General features: G+C 67.8%; 25 protein-coding genes. 6 read left to right on the top strand and 19 right to left on the bottom strand.

The annotated features are described in order from the left end of the window. Positions 1–70 precede the first annotated feature (70 nt). Entirely contained in the window at positions 71–889 is an 819-nt protein-coding gene (locus tag ACN2C7_RS04670) for a tetratricopeptide repeat protein (RefSeq protein WP_419320143.1), read from the top strand. Positions 890–988: 99 nt separating this feature from the next. On the opposite strand, the gene ACN2C7_RS04665 is transcribed toward ACN2C7_RS04670, so the two are convergent. From ACN2C7_RS04665 to ACN2C7_RS04605, 13 genes are all read right to left on the bottom strand, one after another. Beyond that, a complete protein-coding gene (locus ACN2C7_RS04665) occupies positions 989–1,192 on the bottom strand; it encodes a hypothetical protein (protein WP_419320140.1) in 204 nt (67 codons plus the stop codon). A 57-nt stretch (positions 1,193–1,249) separates the two neighbouring features. Then, the gene (locus tag ACN2C7_RS04660) at positions 1,250–2,059 is read right to left on the bottom strand and encodes a LytR/AlgR family response regulator transcription factor (RefSeq protein ID WP_419320138.1); all 810 of its coding nucleotides are present in this window, start codon (positions 2,057–2,059) and stop codon (positions 1,250–1,252) included. A 23-nt stretch (positions 2,060–2,082) separates the two neighbouring features. After that, entirely contained in the window at positions 2,083–2,751 is a 669-nt protein-coding gene (locus tag ACN2C7_RS04655; RefSeq protein WP_419320136.1) for a hypothetical protein, read from the bottom strand. A gap of 74 nt (positions 2,752–2,825) precedes the next feature. Beyond that, complete coding sequence (locus ACN2C7_RS04650) at positions 2,826–3,809, bottom strand: type II secretion system F family protein (protein WP_419320135.1); 984 nt, start codon at positions 3,807–3,809, stop codon at positions 2,826–2,828. Positions 3,810–3,821: 12 nt separating this feature from the next. Then, positions 3,822–4,799, bottom strand: coding sequence for a type II secretion system F family protein (locus ACN2C7_RS04645; RefSeq protein ID WP_419320134.1), 978 nt, complete (start codon positions 4,797–4,799; stop codon positions 3,822–3,824). 3 nt (positions 4,800–4,802) lie between these two features. Next, on the bottom strand, positions 4,803–6,296 hold the full coding sequence (locus ACN2C7_RS04640; protein WP_419320133.1) for a CpaF family protein: 1,494 nt from the start codon (positions 6,294–6,296) through the stop codon (positions 4,803–4,805). A 6-nt stretch (positions 6,297–6,302) separates the two neighbouring features. Beyond that, positions 6,303–7,883 carry an AAA family ATPase gene (locus tag ACN2C7_RS04635; RefSeq protein ID WP_419320132.1) on the bottom strand — a complete coding sequence of 527 codons (1,581 nt, stop codon included), beginning with the start codon at positions 7,881–7,883 and terminating at the stop codon, positions 6,303–6,305. Further along, entirely contained in the window at positions 7,883–8,581 is a 699-nt protein-coding gene (locus ACN2C7_RS04630) for a CpaD family pilus assembly protein (RefSeq protein WP_419320131.1), read from the bottom strand. Before ACN2C7_RS04630 ends, ACN2C7_RS04635 begins: the two co-directional genes overlap by 1 nt. Before the next feature lie 10 nt (positions 8,582–8,591). Further along, on the bottom strand, positions 8,592–10,382 hold the full coding sequence (locus tag ACN2C7_RS04625) for a type II and III secretion system protein family protein (protein WP_419320130.1): 1,791 nt from the start codon (positions 10,380–10,382) through the stop codon (positions 8,592–8,594). 11 nt (positions 10,383–10,393) lie between these two features. Beyond that, the gene (cpaB, locus tag ACN2C7_RS04620; RefSeq protein WP_419320129.1) at positions 10,394–11,290 is read right to left on the bottom strand and encodes a Flp pilus assembly protein CpaB; all 897 of its coding nucleotides are present in this window, start codon (positions 11,288–11,290) and stop codon (positions 10,394–10,396) included. A 205-nt stretch (positions 11,291–11,495) separates the two neighbouring features. Continuing rightward, positions 11,496–12,008 carry an A24 family peptidase gene (locus ACN2C7_RS04615; protein ID WP_419320128.1) on the bottom strand — a complete coding sequence of 171 codons (513 nt, stop codon included), beginning with the start codon at positions 12,006–12,008 and terminating at the stop codon, positions 11,496–11,498. Positions 12,009–12,152: 144 nt separating this feature from the next. Then, the gene (locus ACN2C7_RS04610) at positions 12,153–12,335 is read right to left on the bottom strand and encodes a Flp family type IVb pilin (RefSeq protein WP_419254288.1); all 183 of its coding nucleotides are present in this window, start codon (positions 12,333–12,335) and stop codon (positions 12,153–12,155) included. Positions 12,336–12,513: 178 nt separating this feature from the next. Next, entirely contained in the window at positions 12,514–12,696 is a 183-nt protein-coding gene (locus ACN2C7_RS04605) for a Flp family type IVb pilin (RefSeq protein WP_419320127.1), read from the bottom strand. Between the two features lie 318 nt (positions 12,697–13,014). Here ACN2C7_RS04605 and ACN2C7_RS04600 point away from each other — a divergent pair, with 318 nt between their 5' ends. From ACN2C7_RS04600 to ACN2C7_RS04590, 3 genes are all read left to right on the top strand, one after another. Then, positions 13,015–13,398: a pilus assembly protein N-terminal domain-containing protein gene (locus ACN2C7_RS04600; protein WP_419320126.1), complete on the top strand. Its 384-nt coding sequence runs from the start codon at positions 13,015–13,017 to the stop codon at positions 13,396–13,398. A gap of 109 nt (positions 13,399–13,507) precedes the next feature. Beyond that, on the top strand, positions 13,508–14,107 hold the full coding sequence (locus ACN2C7_RS04595) for a TadE/TadG family type IV pilus assembly protein (protein WP_419320125.1): 600 nt from the start codon (positions 13,508–13,510) through the stop codon (positions 14,105–14,107). After that, a complete protein-coding gene (locus ACN2C7_RS04590) occupies positions 14,092–14,661 on the top strand; it encodes a TadE/TadG family type IV pilus assembly protein (protein ID WP_419320124.1) in 570 nt (189 codons plus the stop codon). The genes ACN2C7_RS04595 and ACN2C7_RS04590 overlap by 16 nt, the downstream gene beginning before the upstream one ends. A gap of 16 nt (positions 14,662–14,677) precedes the next feature. Here ACN2C7_RS04590 and ACN2C7_RS04585 read toward each other — a convergent pair whose 3' ends face one another. From ACN2C7_RS04585 to ACN2C7_RS04565, 5 genes are all read right to left on the bottom strand, one after another. Further along, entirely contained in the window at positions 14,678–15,442 is a 765-nt protein-coding gene (locus ACN2C7_RS04585) for an aminotransferase class IV (protein ID WP_419320123.1), read from the bottom strand. Continuing rightward, the gene (gene pabB / locus ACN2C7_RS04580) at positions 15,439–16,863 is read right to left on the bottom strand and encodes an aminodeoxychorismate synthase, component I (protein ID WP_419320122.1); all 1,425 of its coding nucleotides are present in this window, start codon (positions 16,861–16,863) and stop codon (positions 15,439–15,441) included. The genes ACN2C7_RS04585 and pabB overlap by 4 nt, the downstream gene beginning before the upstream one ends. Positions 16,864–16,923: 60 nt before the next feature. Further along, on the bottom strand, positions 16,924–18,333 hold the full coding sequence (locus tag ACN2C7_RS04575; RefSeq protein ID WP_419320120.1) for an MFS transporter: 1,410 nt from the start codon (positions 18,331–18,333) through the stop codon (positions 16,924–16,926). 82 nt (positions 18,334–18,415) lie between these two features. Further along, positions 18,416–19,189, bottom strand: a complete 774-nt coding sequence (locus tag ACN2C7_RS04570; RefSeq protein WP_419320119.1) for a tyrosine-protein phosphatase — start codon at positions 19,187–19,189, stop codon at positions 18,416–18,418. Between the two features lie 42 nt (positions 19,190–19,231). Then, the gene (locus ACN2C7_RS04565) at positions 19,232–20,323 is read right to left on the bottom strand and encodes an acyltransferase family protein (RefSeq protein WP_419321404.1); all 1,092 of its coding nucleotides are present in this window, start codon (positions 20,321–20,323) and stop codon (positions 19,232–19,234) included. Between the two features lie 167 nt (positions 20,324–20,490). On the opposite strand from ACN2C7_RS04565, the gene ygiD reads away from it, so the two are divergent. Next, the gene (gene ygiD / locus ACN2C7_RS04560; protein WP_419320118.1) at positions 20,491–21,261 is read left to right on the top strand and encodes a 4,5-DOPA dioxygenase extradiol; all 771 of its coding nucleotides are present in this window, start codon (positions 20,491–20,493) and stop codon (positions 21,259–21,261) included. 200 nt (positions 21,262–21,461) lie between these two features. Here the strand turns inward: ygiD and ACN2C7_RS04555 are convergent, their stop codons facing one another. After that, positions 21,462–21,890, bottom strand: a complete 429-nt coding sequence (locus tag ACN2C7_RS04555; RefSeq protein ID WP_419320117.1) for a DUF4345 family protein — start codon at positions 21,888–21,890, stop codon at positions 21,462–21,464. 195 nt (positions 21,891–22,085) lie between these two features. On the opposite strand from ACN2C7_RS04555, the gene ACN2C7_RS04550 reads away from it, so the two are divergent. Continuing rightward, positions 22,086–22,673, top strand: coding sequence for a TetR/AcrR family transcriptional regulator (locus tag ACN2C7_RS04550; protein ID WP_419321403.1), 588 nt, complete (start codon positions 22,086–22,088; stop codon positions 22,671–22,673). Positions 22,674–22,935: the final 262 nt, after the last annotated feature.

Raw genomic sequence — 22,935 nt, 5'->3', positions numbered from 1 at the left:
GAAATTATGCTTAACGATTCCTTGAGGCCGCGCGGCGAGGATGCGGCAACCCTTCGGAGACTCGTCTTCCATGTGTCGCAAGCGCGCGCTCCTCGCAACCGTTCTCGCTCCGGCTCTGCTGATGCTGGGCCCCCAGGCCCAGGCCGGCGCCGCCAAGACCCCGCCCGCCGCCGTTGAGCAGGCTGTCTCGCGCAAGGCCAGCCCGGCCCAGCGCGCCGAGATGCGCCGCGCCGATCCCCTGGCCCGCGCAGCCTTCTGGGGCGGCGAGTTCGAGACCGACGGCCGCGACGCCGAGGCGGGCGTCGCCCTGGCCCAGGCCCTGCGGGCCATGGGTCGCTATGACGACGCCGCCGAGGCCGCCGGCAAGGTGCTGATGGTCGAGCCCGACAATCTGGACGCCCTGCTGGAATCGGCCCGCGCCCATATCGCGCGCGGCCAGGGCTTCTACGCCGTCGAGCCGGCCCGTCACGCCGCTGTCCTGGCGCCCAAGGACTGGCGTCCCCAGTCGCTGCTGGGCGTCGCCTATGAGCAGGCCCAGCGCGAGGAAGAGGCCAGCGCCGCCCACCGTCAGGCCGTGGCCCTGGGCCCCAACGAGGCCGTGGCCAACGCCAATTACGCCATGCACCTGGCCAGCCAGGGCGACATGACCGGCGCCGAGGCCCTGCTGCGCCGCGCGGCGGTCATGCCCGCCTCGAGCATCCAGATCCGCCAGAACCTGGCCCTGGTGATCGGCCTGCAGGGCCGCATCGCCGAAGCCGAAAAGCTGGCCCGCCAGGACCTGCCGCCCGAAGCGGTGGCCAACAACCTGGCCTGGCTGCGCGCCGCCACCAGCCAGCCCAGCCCGACGGCCCAGTCCCGAACCTGGGAAGCGATGAAGTCGGGCGGCTAGCCAAAGCATTTTCGAGCGAAGTGGATCCCGGTTCGCGTGAAGAAAATGCGCTAAACCAAAGATCTAGAGTTCCGGACTGACGCAGTCAGGACGGAAACTCTAGTAAGCCGAGCTGAGGGCGCGCTCGAGGACCTTGGCCGCGTCGGCGAACTGCTGAAGCAGCGGCATGGATACGCCCTCGCGGACGACCACCGCCATGGTCGCCGCCAGAGAGAAGATCAAAGCCGTCTCGACCGCTGATCCGCCGACCTCGTCGCGCGCGAGGTTTCGATCGCGGAGAGCCCGCTTGCCGCCGATCTTCATGCTGACTGTCCCACAATGGCAAACCACTGGGCGCCGCGCCGCAAGAAGGGCGCCGGTCTATCTGCCCAGGCGGGCCAGCAGGTCGTCGCGATAGGTGCGGCTGGCGACCAGTTCGGCGCCGCTCTCCATCGTCAGCCGCCATGAGCCGTCCGACAGCGACTGGGTCTCGCGAACCCGGGCCAGATTGACCAGGGTCGAGCGATGGCTGCGGGCGAAGATCGCCGGGTCCAGCCGTCCTTCCAGGTTCTGCAGAGTCTCGCGGATCAGGCCCTCGCGCTGTTCCCAGTGCACGACGACATAGTTGCCGGCGGCCGAGAACCATTCCACGCGGGACAGGTCGACCGGCGTCCGGCGCGATCCCGTCGAGACCGTCAGGCGCTCGGCCGGGGCGGCCTGGCGCGCCACGACCCGCCGCGCCTCGGTCAGGGCCGTCTCCAGATGATCGGCGCGGGTCTGGGCCTCGACGGCCCTCTGGCGATGGGCCGCGGCCAGACCGGCGGCGGCCAGGGCGGTGTAGAGCAGGATCGAGACGGGCGAGCGGCTCAGAGCGCGGTCCAGCCCTTCGGCCATGCCGCCGTCGGGCGCCCGGAACGTCATGTCCACCCAGGCAGCGCCCAATGATTCCAGGGCCACGACAGGGATCATCGCCAGGGTCAGGACCGCGACGCCTCGCCCACCGGCCCCGAAGCGCCGCAGGACTGCCCAGACCAGGCCGGCGACGGGCAGCCACAGGGCGTAGCTGGCGCCCTGCCACGACACCGACTCGACCAGGCTGATCGGCGCACCGGCCGCCCGCGCGGACCGGCGCGCGAACCAGGCGGCGCTGAAGGCGGTGACGACATAGCTATAGGCGCCGAAGGCCCACACCCAGGCGGCCGTCGGGGCGCGCTTCAGGCGGGCGAAAGGTCCCGGCGGCGGCGCAGGGCCCGCGACAGGATCCAGATCACGGCCAGGGATTGAAACACGAGGGTCGGCCAGAGCTGTCTCCAGGGGGTCGGCAGGAAGGTCAGGAAGTTGCCCGAGAAGGCGCTCATCACCGCCCCGTAGGCGCTTAGCATCTTCACGAGATGCTCGTAGGTCCAGAGGTCTGGAAAGAATGGCCACGCGGTGGGGCGGGCAAAGCGCCACAGGTCCCAGCCGCCATAGGTCAGCGCGCCATAGACCAAGGCGGCGGAGACGGCCGTCCTGCCGCCCGTCTGGCCGCGCAGGATCAGCACCAGCACCCACAGGCCCACGCCCACGACGATCAGGGTCAGGATCCAGTCGAGCGCCCTGGCGCGGTCGGCGCGGCGCAGGTCGGGCCGCTTGCGCTTCAGCACTCGCACGCCGGAGAAGACGGTGATGGTCGCCGTGGCCGTCAGGGCCGCGAAATAGGGGTTGAAGTGCAGCGCCGTCATCACCCAGGCGCAGACCAGCAGCATCCCCATCAGGCCGGTGAAGATCCAGCCGGACACGCGATGCAGCGCAGAGCCTTTACGGGTGACGATGGGCAGGCCGCCGGCCACGACGGCGACGAGGCCGCAGGCGATGTGGAGGGCGAGAATGGGCTGGAAGATCATGCCGCCGGCATGGGCTACTCGCTGGCCTTGCCGCGAGGGATCTGGGACGAAGCGCGGCCCTTGGGGACGGGCCCCTAACCCTTGCCCATCACGTCCTGGATCTTGATGATCGCCGGACCCAGGATCACCACGAACAGCACCGGCAGGAAGAACAGGATCATCGGCACGGTCAGCTGAGCCGGCAGGGCGGCGGCTTTCTTTTCGGCGGCCGAGAGACGCAGCTCGCGGTTTTCCTTGGCCATGACCCGCAGGGCGCTGCCCAGCGGCGTGCCGTAGCGCTCGGCCTGGATCATGGCTGTGGCGACCGAGCGGATGCCGGGGTGGTTGGTGCGGCGAGCCAGGCCCTCATAGGCCAGGCGCCGGTCGGGCAGATAGGACAGCTCGGCGGTCAGCAGGCTCAGTTCCTCGGCCAGCTCCATCGAGCTGGAGCCGACTTCCGCGCCGACCTTCTGGATCGCCGCCTCGATCGACATGCCGCTTTCGACGCAGATCAGCAGCAGGTCCAGGGAGTCGGGAAAGGCCGCCACGATCGACTCGCGGCGCTTGGTGGCGATGTTGGTGATGTAAACGTTGGGCGCGTAGTAGCCGATGGCCAGGGCCGCAACGCAGGCGCACAGCTTCTGCATGCCCACCAGGCCGAAATCATTGATCAGATAGATGTAGAACGCCGTCACAACCGCGAAGATGAACGGCATCACGAAGCGGAAGAAATAGAAGGTCGAGACCGGCTGTGGTCCGCGAAAGCCGGCCTGGGCCAGCTTGTCGACCACCTTGGGATCTTCCAGCAGGCGTGACAGCTGCAGGCGGTCGACGATGTTCTTGTACAGGCCTTCGTCGGTGTGGCGCAGGGTGCTGCCCCCGCCGCCTTTCTGGACGATGGCCTCGCGCGAGCGGCGGCGCAGCTCCTCGCGGCGGTTGGCCACTGACTTCAGGCGCCCTTCCAGACCCTTGTCGCGCATCAACGGCGCGGCCAAGGTGATCATGGTGGCGAACACCACCAGGGCGATGATCCCCGTGAAGATGTTGGTGGGGTCGGTCAGGACGGCGACGATGTTCATGAGCCCCCTCCCCTAGAACTTGAAGTTGATCATCTTGCGCATCACGAAGATGCCGATGCTCATCCAGATCCCGCCCGCCAGCAGCATCAGATGGCCGCGCTGGTCGGTGAACAGCGGCTGCATATAGGCCGGTGAGGTCACGGTGATCAGCACCACAACGCCGGGCGGCAGAGCCCCGATGATGAACGACGAGGCCACGGCTTCGGCCGACAGCGCCTTGATCTTTTCGCCCATCAGCTTGCGGGCCCGCAGCACGGTCGACAGGTTGCCCAGGGCCTCGGCCAGGTTGCCGCCGGTCTTGGCCTGGATCGACAGCACGATGGCGAAGAAGCGCAGCTCGTTGGTCGGCATGCGCTCGTACATGCGCTCCAGGGCCACATCCATCGGCATGCCCATGCCGACGTTCTCGGTCAGCATGCGGAACTCGCCGGCCAGGGGCTCGGGGCATTCCTTGCCGATGATCTTCAGGCAGTCATGGACCGGCAGACCCGACTTGATGCCGCGCACGATGATGTCGATGGCGTCCGAGAAGGCCTCGGTGAACTTCTTGGTGCGGGCCGTGGCCAGCATGCCCACCACCCAGCGCGGCAGGCCCAGGCCGGCGGCGAAGGCCGCGCCGAGGGCCAGCAGCGGATGCTGGCCCAGGATGAGGACGATCAGGCCGACGCAGAAGCCCAGCCCCCCGCTGATGATCCAGAACATCTGGACCTTTTCGCCAAGGCCGGCGGCGCGCAGGCGAGCGGCGATGCTCAGCGACGCCTTCTTCTGCCGCCTGTCCTGCTCTTTCAGGGTCTTGAGGATCTGTTTGCGGCGGGCGTCGGGCGTATTGGCCACGGCCTTGGCGCGGGCCCCGGCGGCATGGGCGCCGCCGCCGACGATCGCCTGGGCGCGCTTGGCCGTGCGGGCCGCGTTCTGGTCGCCGCCGGCGAAGGCAAAGCCCAGGGCCGTGATGGTGATGAAGCCCAGAACGCCGGCGATCACGAACAGCATGGGCTACTCCGCCGCGTCGAGGGCTTCGGCCAGCTCGCGCTCCAGGCCGTAATAGCGGGCGCGGTCCCAGAAGCGGGGCCGGGCGATGCCGGTCGAACGGTGCTTGCCCACCACCTTGCCGTCGGCGTCTTCGCCGGTGATCTCGTAGACGAAGAGGTCCTGGGTGACGATCACGTCGCCCTCGAGACCGACCACCTCGGTAATGTGGGTGATACGACGGCTGCCGTCGCGCAGGCGGGCGGCCTGGACGATGACGTCGACCGAGCCGACGATCATTTCCTTGATGGTCTTGGAGGGCAGGCCATAGCCGCCCATGGTGATCATGCTCTCGATCCGGCTGATGGCCTCGCGCGGACTGTTGGCGTGCAGCGTGCCCATCGAGCCGTCGTGGCCGGTGTTCATGGCCTGCAGCAGGTCGAAGGCTTCAGGGCCCCGGACTTCGCCGACGATGATCCGCTCTGGACGCATCCGCAGACAGTTCTTGACCAGATCGCGCATGGTGATCGCGCCCTGGCCTTCCAGGTTGGGCGGCCGGGTTTCCAGGCGCACCACGTGCGGCTGCTGCAGCTGCAGTTCGGCGGCGTCCTCGCAGGTCACCACCCGCTCGGTCGGGTCGATAAAGGCGGTCAGGGTGTTGAGCAGCGTCGTCTTGCCCGAGCCCGTACCGCCGGAGATGACGATGTTGCAGCGGCAGGCGCCGATGACGCCCAGAACCCTCGCCCCTTCGGCGCTGATCGACGCATAGTCGACCAGGTTCTTCATCGTCAGCTTGTCCTTCTTGAACTTCCGGATGGTCAGGGTGGGACCATCCAGAGCCAGGGGCGGGGCGATGACGTTGACGCGGCTGCCGTCGGGCAGGCGGGCGTCGCAGATCGGCGAGCTTTCATCGACCCGGCGGCCGACCTGGCTGACGATCCGCTGACAGATGTTCATCAGCTGCAGATTGTCGCGGAAGCGCACATTGGTCAGCTGGACCTTGCCGCCCACTTCGATGAACACCCGGTGGGCCCCATTGACCATGATGTCGGCGATGTCGTCGCGAGCCAGCAAAGGCTCCAGCGGGCCATAGCCGAGGACGTCGTTGATGATGTCCTGGACCAGGTGCTCCTGTTCGGAGACCGACATCGAGACGTTCTTGATCGCCACCAGCTCGGCGACGATGTCGCGGATCTCTTCCGCGGCCGCCTTGACGTCCAGCTGGGCCAGCTGGCTCAGGTCGATGGTGTTGAGCAGCGCGTTGAAGATGACGGTCTTGGTGGCGTGGTAGTAGTCGCTCTGCTCGCGGACGATGGTCGTGGTGGGCGGCGCACCCTGCGCGGCGCGCAGTTGCTCCAGCCCCGGCGTCGCCTTGGGCGGGGCAACCTTGGGCGACGGCGCGGCGCGATCCTGGGCCGGCTCGACGCGCTGGGGACGCGTAGCGATCGCCGACCCGTCGGTCGGCGCCGGGGGCGGCGCGTGACGGTCCGTTGCGGGGTTCTGATCGCGCTTGCCGAACATCCGTCGCTATTTCTTCCTGAACAGACCCGACAGCATCGAGGCCTTCTGAACCTGCGGCGGTTCGCGACGGCTGATCAGCTGGGCCAGGTGGTCGATGCCCTCGGCCGCCTTGGACTTGGGCGCGACCTCGCCGACCATCTGGCCGTTATTGGCGGCCTGGCCGAAGGACTTGGGATCGAAGGGCAGGACGAGCGACGGCGCGACGCCCAGGGCCTCGCCGAAGTCCTTGACCGGGATCTCGGGACGGCCGGGCACGCCCACCTGGTTGAGCACCAGACGCGGCGGCGCGTCATTGGGGCGGGCCTGGCGGACCATGTCGATGATGTTCTTGGCATTGCGCAGCGAGGCCAGATCCGGCGTGGCGACCACGACCAGATCATCCGAGCCGATCAGCACCCGCCGCGTCCAGGCCGCCCAGCTGTGGGGCAGGTCCAGCACCACGAAGGGCGCGGCGCCGCGGATCTTCTGGGTGACCTCTTCATAGGCCTCGGCGCTGATCTCATAGTCCTGGTCGAGGGTCGCAGGCGCGGCGAACAGCGACAGGCGATCGCCGCAGCGGACCATCATCCGGTCCATCAGCACGGGGTCGAGGCGGTCGGGCTGGCTGAGGGCGTCGATCACGCCCTGCAGCGGGTCCTGGTTGAAATCGAGCCCGGCCGTGCCGAACGGCAGGTCCAGATCGACGATCACCGTGGCGGTCTGCATTCGCTCGGCCATCGACCAGGCGAAGTTGTGGGCCAGGGTCGAGGCCCCTACCCCGCCCTTGGCGCCGACAAAGGCCACCTGACGGCCGACGAAGGGCGCCGACGGATCGGCATAGAGGCCGGAGACGGCGCGGATGATCTGCAGCGGACCAAGCGGCTGGGTCAGATATTCGCTGACCCCGCGGCGCATCAGCTCGCGATAGAGGGCGATGTCATTGGTCTGGCCGATGACCACGACCTTGGTGCCCGGATCGCAGACCTGGGCCAGGGCGTCCAGCAGGTGCAGCAGGCGCTGAGCGCCGTCATGGGTTTCCACCAGCACCAGCGAGGGGGTGGACTGGTTTTGATACAGCTCCACAGCGGCGTCGAGACCGCCCACGCGGACGATGGTCGAGGCGCGGGCCATCCGGCGGTCGGCGGCGGCGACCTCGATCAGGGCCGAGGTCTCGGGCCGCACGCAGAAGGCGTGGATGGTGATGCGCGGCACCGCCATCTCGCCCAGGGCGGCGTCGCTGCCGCTCAGGCTGTCATGCGGGGACGGCTCGGGCAGGGGCGGTTCGTACGCGGGCGGCAGGGTCATTTCAGCGGCGGGCGCGCGCCGACGCTCGGGCTCCGGCATGGCGGCGGCGGGCGCCGGGGCTCTAGCCTGGGCCTGAGCCTGGCGCGCTGCGGCGGGCGCCGCGAACGGGTCCTGCGCGGGCGCGGGCCGCTCGTCGCGCGGTCGGGCCGGCGGGAAATCAGCAAAGGGGTCGTCCATCCCGCCCTGGGCCGGCGACAGGGCCGGCGCGGACGAGCGCCAGGGATCGGAGCCGGCTGAGGTGAACTCGTCGGCGGCCTCGAACCCCAGGTCGAACGGGTCATGATCCGAAGGAGGACGCGGCATCAGTTGATCGCCTTGGAGACGGCGCCGGTGGCCTGCTCGTCCTTGGCCGCCGAGGTGACCTCGCCCTTGCGGTACTTGCCCAGGACGACGTCGCGGCGACCCGCGTCGATCGGGGTCGAGTCGCGCGGACGGATCAGGTCTTCTGGATTGGCGATCTGGGCGGCGAGATTGGCGGCCACGGCGCAGCCGAAATTGCCGTAGGTCTCGTTCTTGCGGGTGGCCGTGAGGTTTTCCCAGCGGCCGCAGGTGGGGCCTTCAGCGGTGAAGATCTCGAAGCCGACGCGCATCGGGGCAACAGCCTGGCCGCCGGCGTCATAGCCGACGATCCTGACCTGAGCCGGGGCCGCGCCATAGAACATCAACCGCTCGCGGATTTGCGCGGCCATGCCGCCAGCCGCCGAAGCGTCGCCGCCGCCGATGGGGGCGCTGACCACGATCTCGCGCGCCTGGGCCGACAGCCAGCGACCGACCAGGGCCGACAGCGCCTGGTCCTGGTTGGCCGACACGCCGGTGGCGTGCACCGCCAGCTGGATCTCGTCGGCGCGGCCGTCGACCTTGATCTGGTCGCGCCACTTTTCGGTCTCGGTGCGCGAGGCGGGCGCGGAAACAGGCGGTTCAACGCCGGCGCTGGCGCAGGCCGACAGGCCCAGCAGTGCGGCGCCGAGGAGAAGGACGCGTTTCACGGGGTGCTTGCTCATGTCCGCGTCCTCACTCGATCACATAGCCGACGGGGCCCTGATAGGCGCGCCCCGCATTGGCGCCGGCCGGCGCCTTGACCACCTGGTTGAGCCGCCCCAGCAGGGTCGTGCTCATGTCGCCCGCGAACCTCAGGCCGTCGGCCGGGGTCTGCAGGTTCTGGGGCCGGGTGGGATCGACGATGTAGGGGGTGATGATGATCACCAGCTCGGTTTCGCCGTTCAGATAGTCGCGCGAGCGGAACAGCGAGCCGAGAACCGGCATCGAGGTCAGGCCCGGCAGGGAGTCGATGGTTTGCTTGGTGGTCTGCTGCAGCAGGCCGGCGATCATCATCGAGCCGCCCGAGGGCAGCTCGACCGTCGTCTCGGCCCGGCGAACCATCAGGCCTGGCACGGTCAGCACGCTGGAGCCCGAACCGCTGGACACCGAGAAGGCGCCCAGGCTGGAGAGCTCGGAAACCTCGGTCGACAGCTTCAGCGAGATGCGGCCGCCCGACAGCACGACCGGGACGTAGCCCAGGCCCACGCCGTAGGGCTTGAATTCGATGGTGATCTTGCCGGTGGCGTCCTGGCCGGTGGGGACCGGGAACTCGCCGCCCGCCAGGAACTTTCCCGCCTCGCCCGACAGCACGGTCAGGTTGGGCTCGGCCAGGGTCCGGATCAGACCCACGCGCTCGAAGGCCTGCAGACAGGCATTGGTGTTGCTGCCCGTGGCCGTCTTGTAGGCCGTCGTGGCGACATTGCTGATCAGGTTGGTCAGGGCGTTGGATGTGCCGCTGTTCGTGCCCGAATTGACCGCGCTGTTAACCGCGTTGGTCCGCGTGATCGAACCGACGCTGTCGGCGGCGATCGTGACCGGGTTTCCGTTGACGTCGATCAGGGTCACGGTCGAGGTCGAGACCGAGTTCGACGTGTTGTTGGACGTCGAGCCCGTGGTCGCCGAGGTGACCCCGTTCTGGCTGTTCTGGGTGTTGTTGTTGCTGACGTTGGTCGTGCGGGCGTTGTTGTAGCCGGCGCAAAGGTCGGCGCCGCCCATCAGTGCGCCGTTGACGCCGAAGGTATTGTCGCGTCCCAGACCATAGGTCCTGACGCCGTCGTTGAAGAGGGCGCTGGATGACACGCCCAGCTGCTTGATGACGTTGCGCTGCACCTCGACGATGCGCACTTCCAGCATCACCTGGTCCTTGCCGGCGATGCTGAGCATGTTCAGCACCTTTTCCGGAGAGGCCACGAACTGGGCGGCGATCCGCGAGGCCTTCTCGGAGTCGGCGGCGTTCATCACCACGCCGGTGAGAATGACGCTGTCCTTCAGCGGAACGACCTGCACCGAGCCCATGGGCAGGACGGTGCGCAGGGTCGAGGACAGCAGGCTGATGTCCTGGGCGACGCGGATGTTCAGCTGCAGGATCTTGCGGCCCGCAGCGTCGAAGAACACCGCGTCGGTCGCGCCCGAGGTCATGCCCAGCACATAGATCCGGCGCGGGCTGCGCAGAACCGCATCGGCCACCAGCGGATTGGTGACCAGCATGTCGCGCACGTCGACCGGCAGCTCGATGATGGCCGACTTGCCCAGCGGCAGGTCCAGCACCCGGGCGCCGGCCCCGGCGGTCAGGTCGATGCTCAGCACCTGCTCGGCGGCAGGCGGCGCGATCGGGGCGACGGCGACGACCGGGCGCGGGCGAACCACGCGCGGCGCGGGCCGATAGGTGTGCGAGCCGCCGACAGGACCGTCGGCCAGCACGGAGGTGGTCGAACTCAGGGCCAGAAGCCCGGCGATGTGCGCGGTCAGAACCCGACGAATCATGGGGGAGCGGCTCATGGGCGCACCGAAGTGTTGGTGGTCTGGCCGCCACGGTTGATGCGGATCACCGAGTCCTCCGGAGCCTTGCGCGCGACACCCCCGACGACGCCCGAAGGGCCGCCCAGATCGGTATAGGCGCGCAGGGCCAGGGTCACAGGGCCTGTCGCCTTGGCCCGGGTCAGGGCCTCGGCGTCAGTGGGGCTGACCTCGATGGTGGCGGTGGCCGCGACGATGGACTTGGCGTCCTTCTCGGCTGCGGTGCTCTGGTCCAGGGCCAGAACGCGGACGTTCTGCAGGATGGTCTCGGCGATCGTCACCTTGCCGGCGCCGCCATCAGCATCCGGGGAAAGGGTGTCGCGGGTCTGCAGGACATCCACCCGGTCGCCGGGCAGGATGAAGCCGCCGACGGCGGTCTCGGAGGTGACGGGCACGGCCATGGCGCGCTTGCCGGGCGACAGCACGACTGAAAGATAGCCGCCGTCGCCGCCCCGGACGATCTTGCGGGGGGTGATGGGTTCGCCGGTCAGGATCGGGTCGCGCACGATCGCGCCCTCGACGGCCTTGGCCGGGTCGACGCCGCCGATCATGTCATTGGCGGCATTGGTGACGGCGGCCCTGGCCTTGTCCGCACCCTCGGGGTTGGGCAGGGCGGCGCCGTTGGTGATGAAGGCGGCATTGACGGCCTCGGTCGGCCAAGCCTGCCAGGTGACGTCTTCGCCGGTCAGTCGCGCGCCGATGGCCAGGTCGCGCTTGGCGACCAGGACCTGGGTCATGGGCTTGCCCGCGACCGGCGCGGCAATGGCCGAGGGCGCGGCGGCGGGCTTTCCACCCAGCGCGCGCTGCATCACCACGGCCAGGCCGATGGCCGAGATGGCGGCGACCAGGACGATCAGGAGGCGAACAGGATTCATTGCGCGGTCACAGGCTTTCGCGACGAGAAGCGAGGTTTCGCGAGCTGCCGCCCTTCAGGACTGCGCGCACGATTCGTCAGACAGCCTTTCTGGCCAACCCCATGGTCGCCCGCGCATGGTTAACACCGGCTAAAGTTTTGGCTCTCCGAGTCGATATGCCCGCTGTGACAGGCTGACGCGGAACGGGTCCCGGGCGCCCGGTGGCTCAGCCGAGAATGGCGCTGGCCAGGGCGCCTTGCGGGAAAGTCGCCAGGGCGCCGACCGCGATGGCCACGCCATAGGGAATGTCGCCACCCTGCGCGCCCAGCTTGCGCAGCCACGACGGACTGCCGGCCAGCACAGGCTCCAGCCAGCCAGAGCGCAGGGCCAGGATGGCCATGGTCAGGGCGCCGCCCGCCAGACCTGTCGACAGCATGAAGGGGAAGGCCGCCGGCCAGCCGATCCACAGGGCGCTGGCCGCGAACAGCTTGGCGTCGCCGCCGCCGATCCAGCCGGCCGCGAACATGCCCATTCCCAGCAGCAGCGCGCCGAACCCTGTCGCCAGGCAAAGTCCGATGGCCGGCAGGGACGCGCCGCTGACGACTGCGGCAGGGACGAAGGCCACGAGCAGGGCCAGCGAGATCCAGTTGGGAATAGTATAGCTGGTGACGTCCTTGAGCGCGGCCACGATGACCAGGGCCGGAAAGATCAGCAGCAGCGGGATCTGGATAGCGTGCATCGCAAGGCGCCTTGTTTGATGGCCCATTCTGGGACGATCAGGTGAAGCAATGGTTTCCCCCAAATGCGGAAAAGGCCGCGACGAAACCGTCGCGGCCTTCCCGTTTCCGAGGCAGTACGTCGGCCCGTTTGGGCCAGCGCGCCTTTAGCTGGCCGAGTTGGCCGTGCTGACCTTGGTGCCGACGTTCGTGAACGTGGTCTTCAGATTGGTGCCCAGGGTCGTGACGGCGGTCACGATCACAACGGCGATCAGGGCGACGATCAGACCATATTCAATGGCCGTGGCGCCGGATTCGTCGTTCAGGAAAGTCTTGATGAAGCTGGTCATGTTTAAATCTCCAGTGTTGAAACTTGTGATGTAGAGAATGCACCAATTGGGTAAACCAATTGTATTCAAAGAACGGCATTTTTCCGAGAAATGTACTTTCTCATTCGGAAAATAGACAAAGAAAAAGGGCCGGAACCCAGGTTCCGACCCTTCTTTTTTCGAGGCCTGAAGCCAGGTCTTAGCTAGCCGAGTTGGCCGTGCTGACCTTGGTGCCGACGTTCGTGAACGTGGTCTTCAGGTTGGTGCCCAGGGTCGTGACGGCGGTCACGATCACAACGGCGATCAGAGCAACGATCAGACCATACTCGATGGCCGTGGCGCCGGATTCGTCGTTCAGGAAGCGGGTGAAGAACTTCGACATGACTTGATCTCCTAAATCATCGTTGGTTGATTTTGAGGTCTTCAAGCCGTGTTGACTTGCTCACCCCCGAAAACACGATCAATTTCGCCAACCTCACTTAATGGCCAGTAAACGTGGGAATAGTTTCCGCTGTTTTTCTTTTGGTTTATTTGCATTTACTATTACTTACTCTTAACCACACCGATCAAATCCAGACGCAAAGCCTTTTGAATCAACGGTTTCGCAAACGGTCACGTTGTCGCGGAGGGGGTGGATTTAGTCTTTTGTTGACCATTCAAAGTCAGTCTCACCGGGCTCGGATATCGAACTGGAACCGTCATGCGCCGCCTTTCGCTCGCTCTCGCCGCTGTCTTCGCCCTCGCGGGCGCCTCGGCGCGTGCTGAAAGTCTCTCGGTTCCCGCCGGTGAGATCGCCCGCATCGGTCTGTCTGGCGCTGTGCGCGACGTGGTTGTCGGCGATCCGCTGGTCGCCGATGTCAGCGTCATCAACGAACGCACCCTGGTGATCCTCGGCAAACGGGCCGGCGTCACCACCGTGATGGCCTTCGACGCCGCCGGCCGCTCTCTGGCCGACCGCCAGGTGATTGTCTCCGACAGCAGCGCCGGCGTCACCGTCTATCGCGGCGCCGCCAATGTCGGGACCTATGCCTGCGGCGTGCAATGCACCCGTGTTGCGCCCACCTCCGCAGTCAGCGTCCCCTAAGAAGAGTCCCGCGCGCACGTGAGGGCGCGTCTAAACGACTGATTAGGGGCGGGAAGCCTAGACTGCCCTGACCGTCGCCTCGGGCGGCTTCGAAACGGACCCCAAGCGTATGGCGCCTGTCGCCCGCCTCAAACGCCTCCAAGGTTGCGCCGGTCTGCTGGCCAGGGCCCGCGCCAGGGCGAGGCTGTTCGCGCGCGCGCGCCGCGGCGCGGTGACGGTCGAGTTCGCCTTCGTCTCCATTCCCTTTCTGCTGCTGATCTTCGCGACCATCGAATTGGGACTGGTGTTCCTGGTCTCGATCACCCTGGAAAACGCCGTGATCGACGTCGGCCGCTCCATCCGCACCGGCGAGGTCCAGACGGCCGGCCGAACCGCCGCCGCCTTCAAGACCGCCGTCTGCACCGAGATGAGTTGGCTGGGCTCGGCCTGCAGCACCGCCCTGAGCCTGGACGTGCGCACCTTCAGCGGCTTCTCGGCCTCGGGCGTGGTGCTGAACACCGCCAAGCCAAACACGCCCTGCTGGGATCCGGGCGGCCCGGGCTCGATCGTCCTGATCCGCGCCTATTACAACTGGCCCCTGGTCACGCCCCTGCTGCAGACCGGTCTGCAGACCTCAAACGGCAAGCGCATGCTGACGGCCGCGACGGCCTTTTCGAACGAGCCCTATTCCGACACTCCGGCCGCGACGGTCATATGCCCGATCAACTGACCCCCCGGCCCCAAAGGCGTCTGAAGGACTTCTGGCGCGACCGCCGCGGCGTCTCGGCCGTCGAGTTCGCCCTGATAGCGCCGGTGCTGGTGATCTTCTATTGCGGCATGGCCGAGCTGACCCAGTCCATGATGGCCCAGCGACGCCTCAGCAACATCGCCTCGTCGATCGGCGACCTTGTGGCCCAGAGCGCCCAGCTGAACGACGCTCGCAAGAATGACATCTTCACGATCGGCAACACGATCATGGCGCCGTTCCCGACGACGAGCCTGCGCATGTGTCTGGTCAGCATCACCTCTGACGCGACGGGCAAGGACACGGTCGCCTGGTCGGAGAACCACAACAGCCACGCCAACTGCCCGGCCCAGGGCGCGGTGCTGGGCTCTACCGTAATCCCGGTCGGCGTGCTGCCCGCCAGCCAGAGCGTGATCATGGCCAAGGCCAGCTATGGCTACACCTCGCCGATCAAGTTCATCCTGCCCTCAACCCTGAACTTCTACCGCACCTTCTATCTGCGGCCTCGCAAGAGCGAGACCGTGCTGCGGGTCAACTGACGCTTTTCCTGCCCCGCTATGCGGGTGAGAAGAAGACGGCCCTGAGCCGCTCGGCCAGCGGATGCGGCGCGAAGATCCGCCCGTCCAGCCGCGAGACCGGCCGCACACCGATCAGGCTGTTGGTGAGGAAGACCCCATCGGCGCCCGCCAGTCGCGCGCCGTCGGCGGCGATCTCCAGCGCCTCGATCTCCCACGACCTTGCCGCGGCCAGCACACGCGCCCGGGTGATTCCGGCCAGCACGCCGCACGCCAGGGCCGGGGTCAGCAGTCGCTCGCCCTCGATCCAGAACAGGTTGGCCGCCGCCGCGCAGGCCAGATGGCCGGCATTGTTCAGCATCACCGCCTCGTCGGCCCCCGCCGAACGGGCCTGGGCGCGGGCCAGCACATTGTCGAGATAGGCCAGGGTCTTGAGCCGCGAGGCCGGCGAGCCCTCATTGCGGCGGGTCTGGGCGATGATCAGGGTCGCGGGCGTTTCGATGGGCGCAGACAGGGCGGCGGTCGCCCTCAGGCGCGGGACGACCTGCTCCGGTCGATCCAGGCCTCGCCCCCCGGAGCCGGCCGTCACGGTCAGGCGCACGGCGGCCCGGCCCGTGGGCGGCGGCGCGGCAAGGCTCAGGGCCCGCGCCATCTCGCGATCCAGGTCCGGCAGACCCAGCGCCACGCAGCCGGCCGCCAGACGGTCCAGATGCGCCTCGATCATCGGGATCGCGCCGTCCAGCGCCAGCATGGTCTCGAACAGGCCATCGCCCAGCAGCAGGCCGCGATCGTCCAGCGGGATCATCGAGTCATCTCCGTCATGGGCTCAGTCAGGGCGCGCTTGAGGGCGGCGATCTTGGTTTCGGTTTCCAGGCGTTCGGCCTGCGGATCACTGTCGGCGACGATCCCCGCCCCCGCCCGCGCCTGGAACGTCCAGCCCTCGCTGTCGCGCTCCAGCCCCACGGTCCTGATCAGCACGCTGGAATCGAAGCTGCCGTCGAACCCCGCCCAGAACAGCGAGCCGCAATAGGGGCCGCGCGGCGGCTCCAGCTGGGCGATGACCTTCATCGCCTGGACCTTGGGCGCGCCGGTGATCGAGCCCGGCGGGAAGGTGGCCCGCAACAGGTCGGCGACGCTGAGGCCCGGGGCCAGGCGCCCGGTCACCGTCGAGACCAGGTGGTGCACATTGACGAAGGTCTCGACCCCGAACAGCGCAGGGACCTTCACGCTGCCGGGCGGGCTGACCCGGGCCAGATCGTTGCGCATCAGGTCCACGATCATCAGATTCTCGGCCCGATCCTTGGCGCTGGCCGACAGCTCGGCGATCATCACCGCATCCTCGGCCGGCGTCGCGCCGCGCCGCCGGGTGCCCTTGATCGGCTTGGTCTCTATGCCGCCGTCCGCGCCCGACACCTTCAGAAACCGTTCGGGCGAATTGGAGACCAGCGCCCTGCCCTCCAGCCGCCAATAGGCCGAGAACGGCGCCGGGCTCTGGGCGCGCAGGCGGGCCAGAAGGTCGAACGGATCAACGCCGTCCGCCAGCCGTCCGGTCCAGGCGCGGGCAATATTGGCCTGAAAGATTTCGCCGCCATGGATGCGGGCCACCACATCCGCGACAGCGGCTTCATAGGCTTTGCCGTCGGTGGCGGTCAGGGCCGCGCACAGCGGCCCCTCGACCGGCGGCCGCGCATCGACGGCCGCGTCCAGCCAGGTCAGCGCCGCCCTCGCCCGCTCGCCGGCCTGCGCGTCGGTGTCGCCCCGCCCGACGGCGACAACACGGAGCGCCTGATGGTCGAAGGCCAGCAGGGCGCTGTAGCGGGCGCAGGCCAGGTCCGGCCAGCCGGTGCGGCCAAGCCCCAGGCGCTCAACCCTGTCGCCCAGCTCGTAGGTTCCCAGACCCACCACCCCGCCCTGGAACGGCGGACCTTCGGGATCGACGGGCAGGCGCGGACCGATCAGGGCGCTCAGGGCCTCGAACGGGTCGCGAGGATCGGCGGCGTCCAGGGTCAGCACCGCCTCGGGCGCGCGCAGCAGATACGACCACCGCTCGCCGCCGCCCGACAGCAGGGCGCAGGCGTGCGGCTCGTCCCGAAACGGCTGCAGGGCCCGGACCGGCTCGCGCCAGGGGGCGGTTAGGAGAGCGACGCGGTACATGGCTGGGGATTTAGCAGATGCTCCCCCTTTGGGGGAGCTGTCGCGGAGCGACTGAGGGGGCCATCTCGGCATCGGCCGCGCTGCCCCCTCCGGCCCTCCGGGCCACCTCCCCCGGAGGGGGAGGATCTAGATTTAAGCCTCGCGCTCGCCGCCCTTGACGAGGAACAGGCCCAGCGCGCCCAGCAGCAACAGGCCGACGATCGGCACGAAGCCCGCTACCTGGCTCTGGAAGACCCGGGTCGCCAGGGCCACCAGCAGCGAGCCCAGCCACACCGTCGCCGTGCCCGAAAGGGCGAACAAACCAAAGAAGGCGGCGATGCGGTCAGGCGGCGCCAGGCGCACCAGCAGGGTGCGGCTCGAGGCGTACTGCGCGGTGACGAACACCGCGATCAGCAGGCCCAGGCCCAGATACAGAACCTCGGGCAGGGTGCGAAACAGCGGCCCGTTCCACAGCGGCGCATGGGCGGCGGGATCAAAGCTCCAGAAATAGAGGATCCTGTCGCGGCCCATGCCCAGGGCGGCGATCAGCACGATCAGGCAGCCGAAGATTTCCAGCTGCACCGCGCGGCGCGGTCCCAGGGTCCTGTCCAGCCACGGCGCCAGGAAGCCGCCCAGCACGCCGAAGATCGACAGGCAAATGCCATAGGCCAGCATCTCCAGCGCGCCCCAGCCCATCAGACCGGCGGCGAACAAACCACTGAACACCAGCAGCGCCGTCATGCCGTCGCAGTACAGCATCCGGGTCGCCAGGAATGTCGCAACGTCCTTGTGGCCCTTGAGGTTGCTCAGGGTGTCGACCAGCAATCGCGCGCCGTGGCGCAGGCTGGCCGCCATCGACAGGCCGGTGCGCGGCGCATCGCGGGTCCACAGCAGGAACGGGATCGCCCCCAGCAGCATCACCCCGGCCGCCATCGGTCCCGACAGCCGGGCCGGCTCGTTGTTATCGGTCGGCAGGCCAAACAGTGGCGCGGCCGGCACACCGGGCCAGTCCACCGCCCCGGGCAGCACAAAGGCCCACATCATGAAGATCAGCAGGCTCACCGACAGGCCGTTGGCCATGGCATAGCCCAGCCCCGACACCAGCGGCTCCTGCCCCGGCTCGGCGGCCCGCGACAGCAGCGAATTGTTGAGCACGTCGCCCCAGTTATAGGACAGGCCCAGCACGATCAGGACAAAGCCGATCAGGGCCACGGACGGCCCGTCGTTCGGCTGGGCGAACCACAACAGCACCAGCAGCGGCAGCATGATCGCCAGTATGCCGATCAGGAACGGCTTGCGGGGCCCAAAGCGCTCGATCGAGGCCCCCAGCAGGGGGGCGGTAACCGCCGTCAGCAAACCCGTCGCGGTGGCGATGTCAGCCACGGTCGCCTGACCCTTGACCGGATCGCCGACCAGCACCCGCGAGAAATAGGGCGCGAAGATGTAGATGGTGATCAGGACGACATAGGCGTCGCGCGACCCCTGATGGAAGATCCAGCTGAGCGCGCCTTTTGACAGACCCCCCGGTTTGCCGCCCGCCGACACGCCCGCCACATCACTCATGCCCTACCCCGGTACGAACGCCGTCTGATGCGGCGCTTCTACGGGAGCGTGGCGGTTAAACGGGCGTTTGTCACGGGCGACTTTAGATCAGGATATGCGCCCGCACGGCCTCGCGCATTTCGGCGTCCAGACCCACGGCCTGTTCCAGGTAGCCGTCCAGCGAGCCGTGCTGGTCCTTCATCGCGGCGAAGGCGGCGGCCAGGTACTGGGCCTCGACGCCCATGGCGGCGCGTATGGCCGCCTCGGTGGGTGTGCGGCCGGTCATCTCGTGGATGATTTCCATGAACTTGGGGCCGCGGCGCTCGAAACGGGCGGGGTCATTGGTCAGCAGATAGTCGTCGATGACGTCATCGTCCGACACGCCGGCCACATGATGGGTCAGGGCCGCCAGTATGCCCGTGCGGTCCTTGCCGGCGGCGCAGTGGATCAGCACCGGTCCCCGGGCCTGCGCCAGCGCCCTGAAGTAGCGCGAGAAAAGGTCCAGATGGCGTTCCTTGAACGGCGCCCGCTGATAGTACTCGACCATATAGGCCTGGATCGAGCCTTCGGAGAGGTCGGAACCCTTCAGAAACTCATGCCAGGGATCGGGGCCGGTCGCGCCCAGTTCGTTGTCGATCACCTCGGCGGAAAAGCCGCTCCAGCGCCGCGACGGCGACCGCTCGCGCTCGTTGGGACGGCGCAGGTCCACCAGGGTGACGATGTTCAGGGCCGCCAGGGCGTCCAGGTCAGCGTCGGTGGCTTCGGCCTGGTGGGCGGCGCGATACAGCACGCCCTTCTTCAGTCGGCCAAGACCAGCGGCGTAGTCGCCATAGTCGCGGAGGTTCTCGACGCCTTGGAGCGGGATGTGTCGGGTCATGTCAGGGGTGTTAGCGCGACCGGATGACATTGGCGAGACGTCCTAGCGCCTCAGCCACGGCGCCAGCCGGTCCTGCACCGGCTGATCCACATAGGTGTGGAACAGCCACGCCGCGCCATAGGCCAGGGGGAAGCCGGCCAGCCACATCAGCCACTGCCAGCCGATGCCGATCGGCACGGTGTCGATCAGCTTGTGGATGGCGCTCCAGTAGATCACCCCGACGAAGATGTGGGTGATGAACAGGGCGAAGGACAGCTTGGCCCCCTCCTCGATCCAGGCGCTGGGTCGCTGCACCGGCAAACGGCCGGCGCCCAGGATGATGCAGCCGATGGCGGCCAGGCTGGGCAGGTCGAACCACAGCACATTGGGCAGGGCGTAGCGATCCAGGGCCTGCCACCCCACCAGCACCACGACGCCGCCATACAGCAGCGCCCGGGCCGCCTTTTCCGACGGCCAGTCCATCTCGACGGCGCGGGCCAGGCACACGCCCAGAATGAACAGCGGCAGGGCCCGCACGACCCCGAACTGGAACCGCAGGTCGGCCAGGGCCTGGTCAAAGCCGAAGCGGGCGATCAGTTCGAAGGCGATGATGATGGCCGCGCCCACCAGCGGCAGGATCATCGCGTGGCGCACCTTGTCGGCCGCCCGCCACATGAACGGGAAGATCGCGTAGCAGACGATCAGGGCCGACAGCGACCAGCTGGGCAGGTTCCAGCCGTCGCTGGGCACGCCCCAGGCGTGGATCAGCAGGGCCTGGACCGGCAGCTGGTCCCAGGCGAAGCGGCTGGGCTTGTGGGCGTCGGTGCCGATGGCGTTGAGGACCAGCACCAGCACCGCCATGGCCGCCAGCACCATCAGGTGCCCCGGCCAGACCCGGGCGGCGCGACGCACCCAGAACCGGGCCGGCGTAATCTTCCCCGACAGGGTCGAGGCGCCATAGGCCCGGCCCAGCACATAGCCCGACAGGATCAGGAAGAAGTCGGTGGCCAGGAAGCCGCGCGAGAACACCTGGTGGAAGCGCTCGATCCGCATCGGGCTCTCGGCCCCGTAGTGGTAGAGCACGATCAGCAGCGAGGCGAGAAAGCGCAGGAAGTCGAGGGCCCCACCCCGCACGGCGCGACGGGCGCGGGCCATCACCGGGGTCACTACCGGAGCGGACAGGTCGGGGGGCGAAGCGGAACTGGACACCCCTTGGCCTTAACAAAGCCGGCCGCGCGGGAAAAGCCATCGCGTCGCGTCATCTTGCGGCGAGACGGCATGACGCCTATCTGTAACTTATACTGTTTCCGAAAGACGTCACCATGACCCGCATGCCCGTCCTGTTCGTCGGCCACGGCTCGCCGATGAACGCCATCGAGGACAACGCCTGGAGCCGCGCCTGGGGCCAGATGGGCCGCGACCTGCCTCGCCCGCGCGCCATCGCCATGGTCAGCGCCCACTGGGAGACGCAGCGCGCCACCGCCGTCAGCGCCTCGGCGGCGCCCGAGACCATCCACGATTTCGGCGGCTTTCCGCAGGCCCTGTTCGACGTGCAATACCGCGCGCCGGGCGATCCGGCCCTGGCCGCGCGCATCGGCGCGCTGCTAGCGCCCGACCCCGTGGTCCAGCATCCCACGCGCGGCCTCGACCACGGCGCCTGGGGGGTGCTGCGACCGATGTATCCGGACGCCGATATTCCGGTGGTGCAGATCAGCCTGGATCGCGGCCGCTCCAACCGCTGGCACTATGAGGCCGGCCGTCGCCTGGCGGTCCTGCGCGACGAGGGCGTGCTGCTGATGGGCAGCGGCGACATCGTCCACAACCTGCGCGCCGCCGACTTCCGCCGACCCGAAGCGCCAGAATGGGCCAAGCGCTTCAACGATACCGCCAAGGCCCTGATCGCCTCGGGCGACCACGACCCGCTGATCGACTGGCAGGGCCTGGGTCCCGACGCCGAGATCTCGATCAACAGCGCTGAACACTATCTGCCGCTGCTCTATGTGCTGGGCGCGCAGGCTGCGGGCGAGCCCGTCAGTTTCTTCACCGACGACGTCTTCGCAGCGATCTCGATGACGGGGATCAAGGTAGGCTGAACGCAAACAACGCCCGTGCCGGGGGAGCACGAGCGTTGCGCTTTTAGGGACGCCGGGGCCGGCCGGGGGGGGAGCCGGGTTGTCCGCGTCGAGTCTTAGATTGGTGGGCGAACGCGGCTTTGCAACGGCGCGACTGGGGTCATTTCAAGATCGACTGTGGCAGCAGGTCGCCAGAACAGCCAGCCGCCCAGACCTCACAATCAGGAACGGGCGATCCGCGTGCTCCACCAGAGCAGAAGCGGCATCAGGATCACCTCGGCCAGAAAGGAGCCCAGAATGTCGGGCCCGAACTGGACGTCGAACCGGAGGGCGCTGAACCGCGCCAGCCCGCCGATGATCGTCAGAACCAGCGCGGTCTGAATGGCCGGCTTGAGCGGCCGCAGGTTCCAGGCGCCGGCCAGAAAGAGCAGCCCCACCCCCAGCCACAGCCCACCCAGAAACCGGACGTGACTGTCGTGGGCCGCATAGGCGTCGGCGTGGATGGCGGCGACGAAGTCGGTCGGCCCTTGCAGCCCCAGTGTGGCGATGCCGCCCAGGGCGACATTGGCGCCCGTCCACAGGGCCACCAGGCCAAGGAGGAAGATCACGGTCCGAAAGGCGCGCTCGCTGAGGGTCAGTTGGTTTTGCATGGGGATCCGGCTGCTAGGGTGACGGCAAGGCACAGCCAGGCCACGACGACGTTCGGTTTGATGCGGCCTTGCCTATTATTTATAACGCGTGATAAATAATAATCAGCGAAGGAAGTCAAGTCTGTGAGTCTGGACAAGGGAACCGTGAGCGCGCGCAGAGGCCGACCGGCGCGGAGCGGTGGCGACATCGTGGCGATGCGGAAAAAGGTGGCCAATGCCGCCGCGCTGCTGTTTCGCGAAGAGGGCTACGCATCTGTGTCCATGCGCCGGCTGGCCAAGGAGGTCGGCTGCACACCGATGACCCTCTATGCCTATTTCGCCAGCAAGGCCGACATCCTCAGCCATCTCTGGGCAGGGATCTATGATGAGGTGTTCGCCGAGTTGAGCGCCCTGGCAGGGTCGATCGACAGCCCCGCCGATCGCCTCACCGCTGTCGCCGCTCACTATGTCCGCTACTGGGTCGGGAACCCGGAGCGCTATCGACTGGTGTTCATGACCGAAGGCGTCAGCCAGGCCGAGGTCAGCAGCTTTCTGGAGTCCTCCGCCGCCGTCGGCCACCACCAGCTGTTCTTTGGTCTGGTGCGTGACGTCCTGGGAAGTCAGGGCGAGGCAGACCTGAAGCCCCGGAGCGAAGCCCTGCTCTGCGGCCTGCTGGGCATAGCCCACAGCCATGTCACCATATCCGGCTACCCTTGGTGCGCGCCGGAGGTCCTGACCCGGCAGATCGTCAGCGCCCTGATGACGCCGTCAGGTCGGAAGGAACCTCAGGCCTACGGCCGTTGATCCCGACCTCAGAGGGCCCAAATCTGAAGATATCCCGTCACCCCGGGACTTGTTCCCGGGGCCCATCGGTCAGCTTCCTCGTGAGAGTTCTATTCTGCGCCGCACCAGCGGCTGCACAATGGGCCCCGGGAACAAGTCCCGGGGTGACGAGGTATGTGGAGCGCAAGGAGTCGAGCTCAGCGGCGCTTGGTCTTAGGCCCGTCCGCCGAAGCCGGGAGCTTCCGAAGCGGATCAACCAAATCGCTACACAACGCCAAGGCCA

It is taken from the genome of Caulobacter sp. ErkDOM-E, from assembly GCF_048541895.1.
Lineage (GTDB): Bacteria > Pseudomonadota > Alphaproteobacteria > Caulobacterales > Caulobacteraceae > Caulobacter.
This window is presented reverse-complemented; position numbering and strand designations above follow the sequence as displayed.

Excerpts from the sequence above, each read along its gene's own strand:
- ACN2C7_RS04670 (WP_419320143.1), top strand. The coding sequence starts at position 71 with ATGTGTCGCAAGCGCGCGCTCCTCGCAACCGTTCTCGCTCCGGCTCTG.
- ACN2C7_RS04665 (WP_419320140.1), bottom strand. The coding sequence starts at position 1,192 with ATGAAGATCGGCGGCAAGCGGGCTCTCCGCGATCGAAACCTCGCGCGC.
- ACN2C7_RS04655 (WP_419320136.1), bottom strand. The coding sequence starts at position 2,751 with ATGATCTTCCAGCCCATTCTCGCCCTCCACATCGCCTGCGGCCTCGTC.
- ACN2C7_RS04650 (WP_419320135.1), bottom strand. The coding sequence starts at position 3,809 with ATGAACATCGTCGCCGTCCTGACCGACCCCACCAACATCTTCACGGGG.
- ACN2C7_RS04645 (WP_419320134.1), bottom strand. The coding sequence starts at position 4,799 with ATGCTGTTCGTGATCGCCGGCGTTCTGGGCTTCATCACCATCACGGCC.
- ACN2C7_RS04640 (WP_419320133.1), bottom strand. The coding sequence starts at position 6,296 with ATGTTCGGCAAGCGCGATCAGAACCCCGCAACGGACCGTCACGCGCCG.
- ACN2C7_RS04635 (WP_419320132.1), bottom strand. The coding sequence starts at position 7,883 with ATGCCGCGTCCTCCTTCGGATCATGACCCGTTCGACCTGGGGTTCGAG.
- ACN2C7_RS04630 (WP_419320131.1), bottom strand. The coding sequence starts at position 8,581 with ATGAGCAAGCACCCCGTGAAACGCGTCCTTCTCCTCGGCGCCGCACTG.
- ACN2C7_RS04625 (WP_419320130.1), bottom strand. The coding sequence starts at position 10,382 with ATGATTCGTCGGGTTCTGACCGCGCACATCGCCGGGCTTCTGGCCCTG.
- cpaB (WP_419320129.1), bottom strand. The coding sequence starts at position 11,290 with ATGAATCCTGTTCGCCTCCTGATCGTCCTGGTCGCCGCCATCTCGGCC.
- ACN2C7_RS04615 (WP_419320128.1), bottom strand. The coding sequence starts at position 12,008 with ATGCACGCTATCCAGATCCCGCTGCTGCTGATCTTTCCGGCCCTGGTC.
- ACN2C7_RS04610 (WP_419254288.1), bottom strand. The coding sequence starts at position 12,335 with ATGACCAGCTTCATCAAGACTTTCCTGAACGACGAATCCGGCGCCACG.
- ACN2C7_RS04605 (WP_419320127.1), bottom strand. The coding sequence starts at position 12,696 with ATGTCGAAGTTCTTCACCCGCTTCCTGAACGACGAATCCGGCGCCACG.
- ACN2C7_RS04600 (WP_419320126.1), top strand. The coding sequence starts at position 13,015 with ATGCGCCGCCTTTCGCTCGCTCTCGCCGCTGTCTTCGCCCTCGCGGGC.
- ACN2C7_RS04595 (WP_419320125.1), top strand. The coding sequence starts at position 13,508 with ATGGCGCCTGTCGCCCGCCTCAAACGCCTCCAAGGTTGCGCCGGTCTG.
- ACN2C7_RS04590 (WP_419320124.1), top strand. The coding sequence starts at position 14,092 with ATGCCCGATCAACTGACCCCCCGGCCCCAAAGGCGTCTGAAGGACTTC.
- ACN2C7_RS04585 (WP_419320123.1), bottom strand. The coding sequence starts at position 15,442 with ATGATCCCGCTGGACGATCGCGGCCTGCTGCTGGGCGATGGCCTGTTC.
- pabB (WP_419320122.1), bottom strand. The coding sequence starts at position 16,863 with ATGCCGAGATGGCCCCCTCAGTCGCTCCGCGACAGCTCCCCCAAAGGG.
- ACN2C7_RS04575 (WP_419320120.1), bottom strand. The coding sequence starts at position 18,333 with ATGAGTGATGTGGCGGGCGTGTCGGCGGGCGGCAAACCGGGGGGTCTG.
- ACN2C7_RS04570 (WP_419320119.1), bottom strand. The coding sequence starts at position 19,189 with ATGACCCGACACATCCCGCTCCAAGGCGTCGAGAACCTCCGCGACTAT.
- ACN2C7_RS04565 (WP_419321404.1), bottom strand. The coding sequence starts at position 20,323 with ATGGCCCGCGCCCGTCGCGCCGTGCGGGGTGGGGCCCTCGACTTCCTG.
- ygiD (WP_419320118.1), top strand. The coding sequence starts at position 20,491 with ATGACCCGCATGCCCGTCCTGTTCGTCGGCCACGGCTCGCCGATGAAC.
- ACN2C7_RS04555 (WP_419320117.1), bottom strand. The coding sequence starts at position 21,890 with ATGCAAAACCAACTGACCCTCAGCGAGCGCGCCTTTCGGACCGTGATC.
- ACN2C7_RS04550 (WP_419321403.1), top strand. The coding sequence starts at position 22,086 with ATGCGGAAAAAGGTGGCCAATGCCGCCGCGCTGCTGTTTCGCGAAGAG.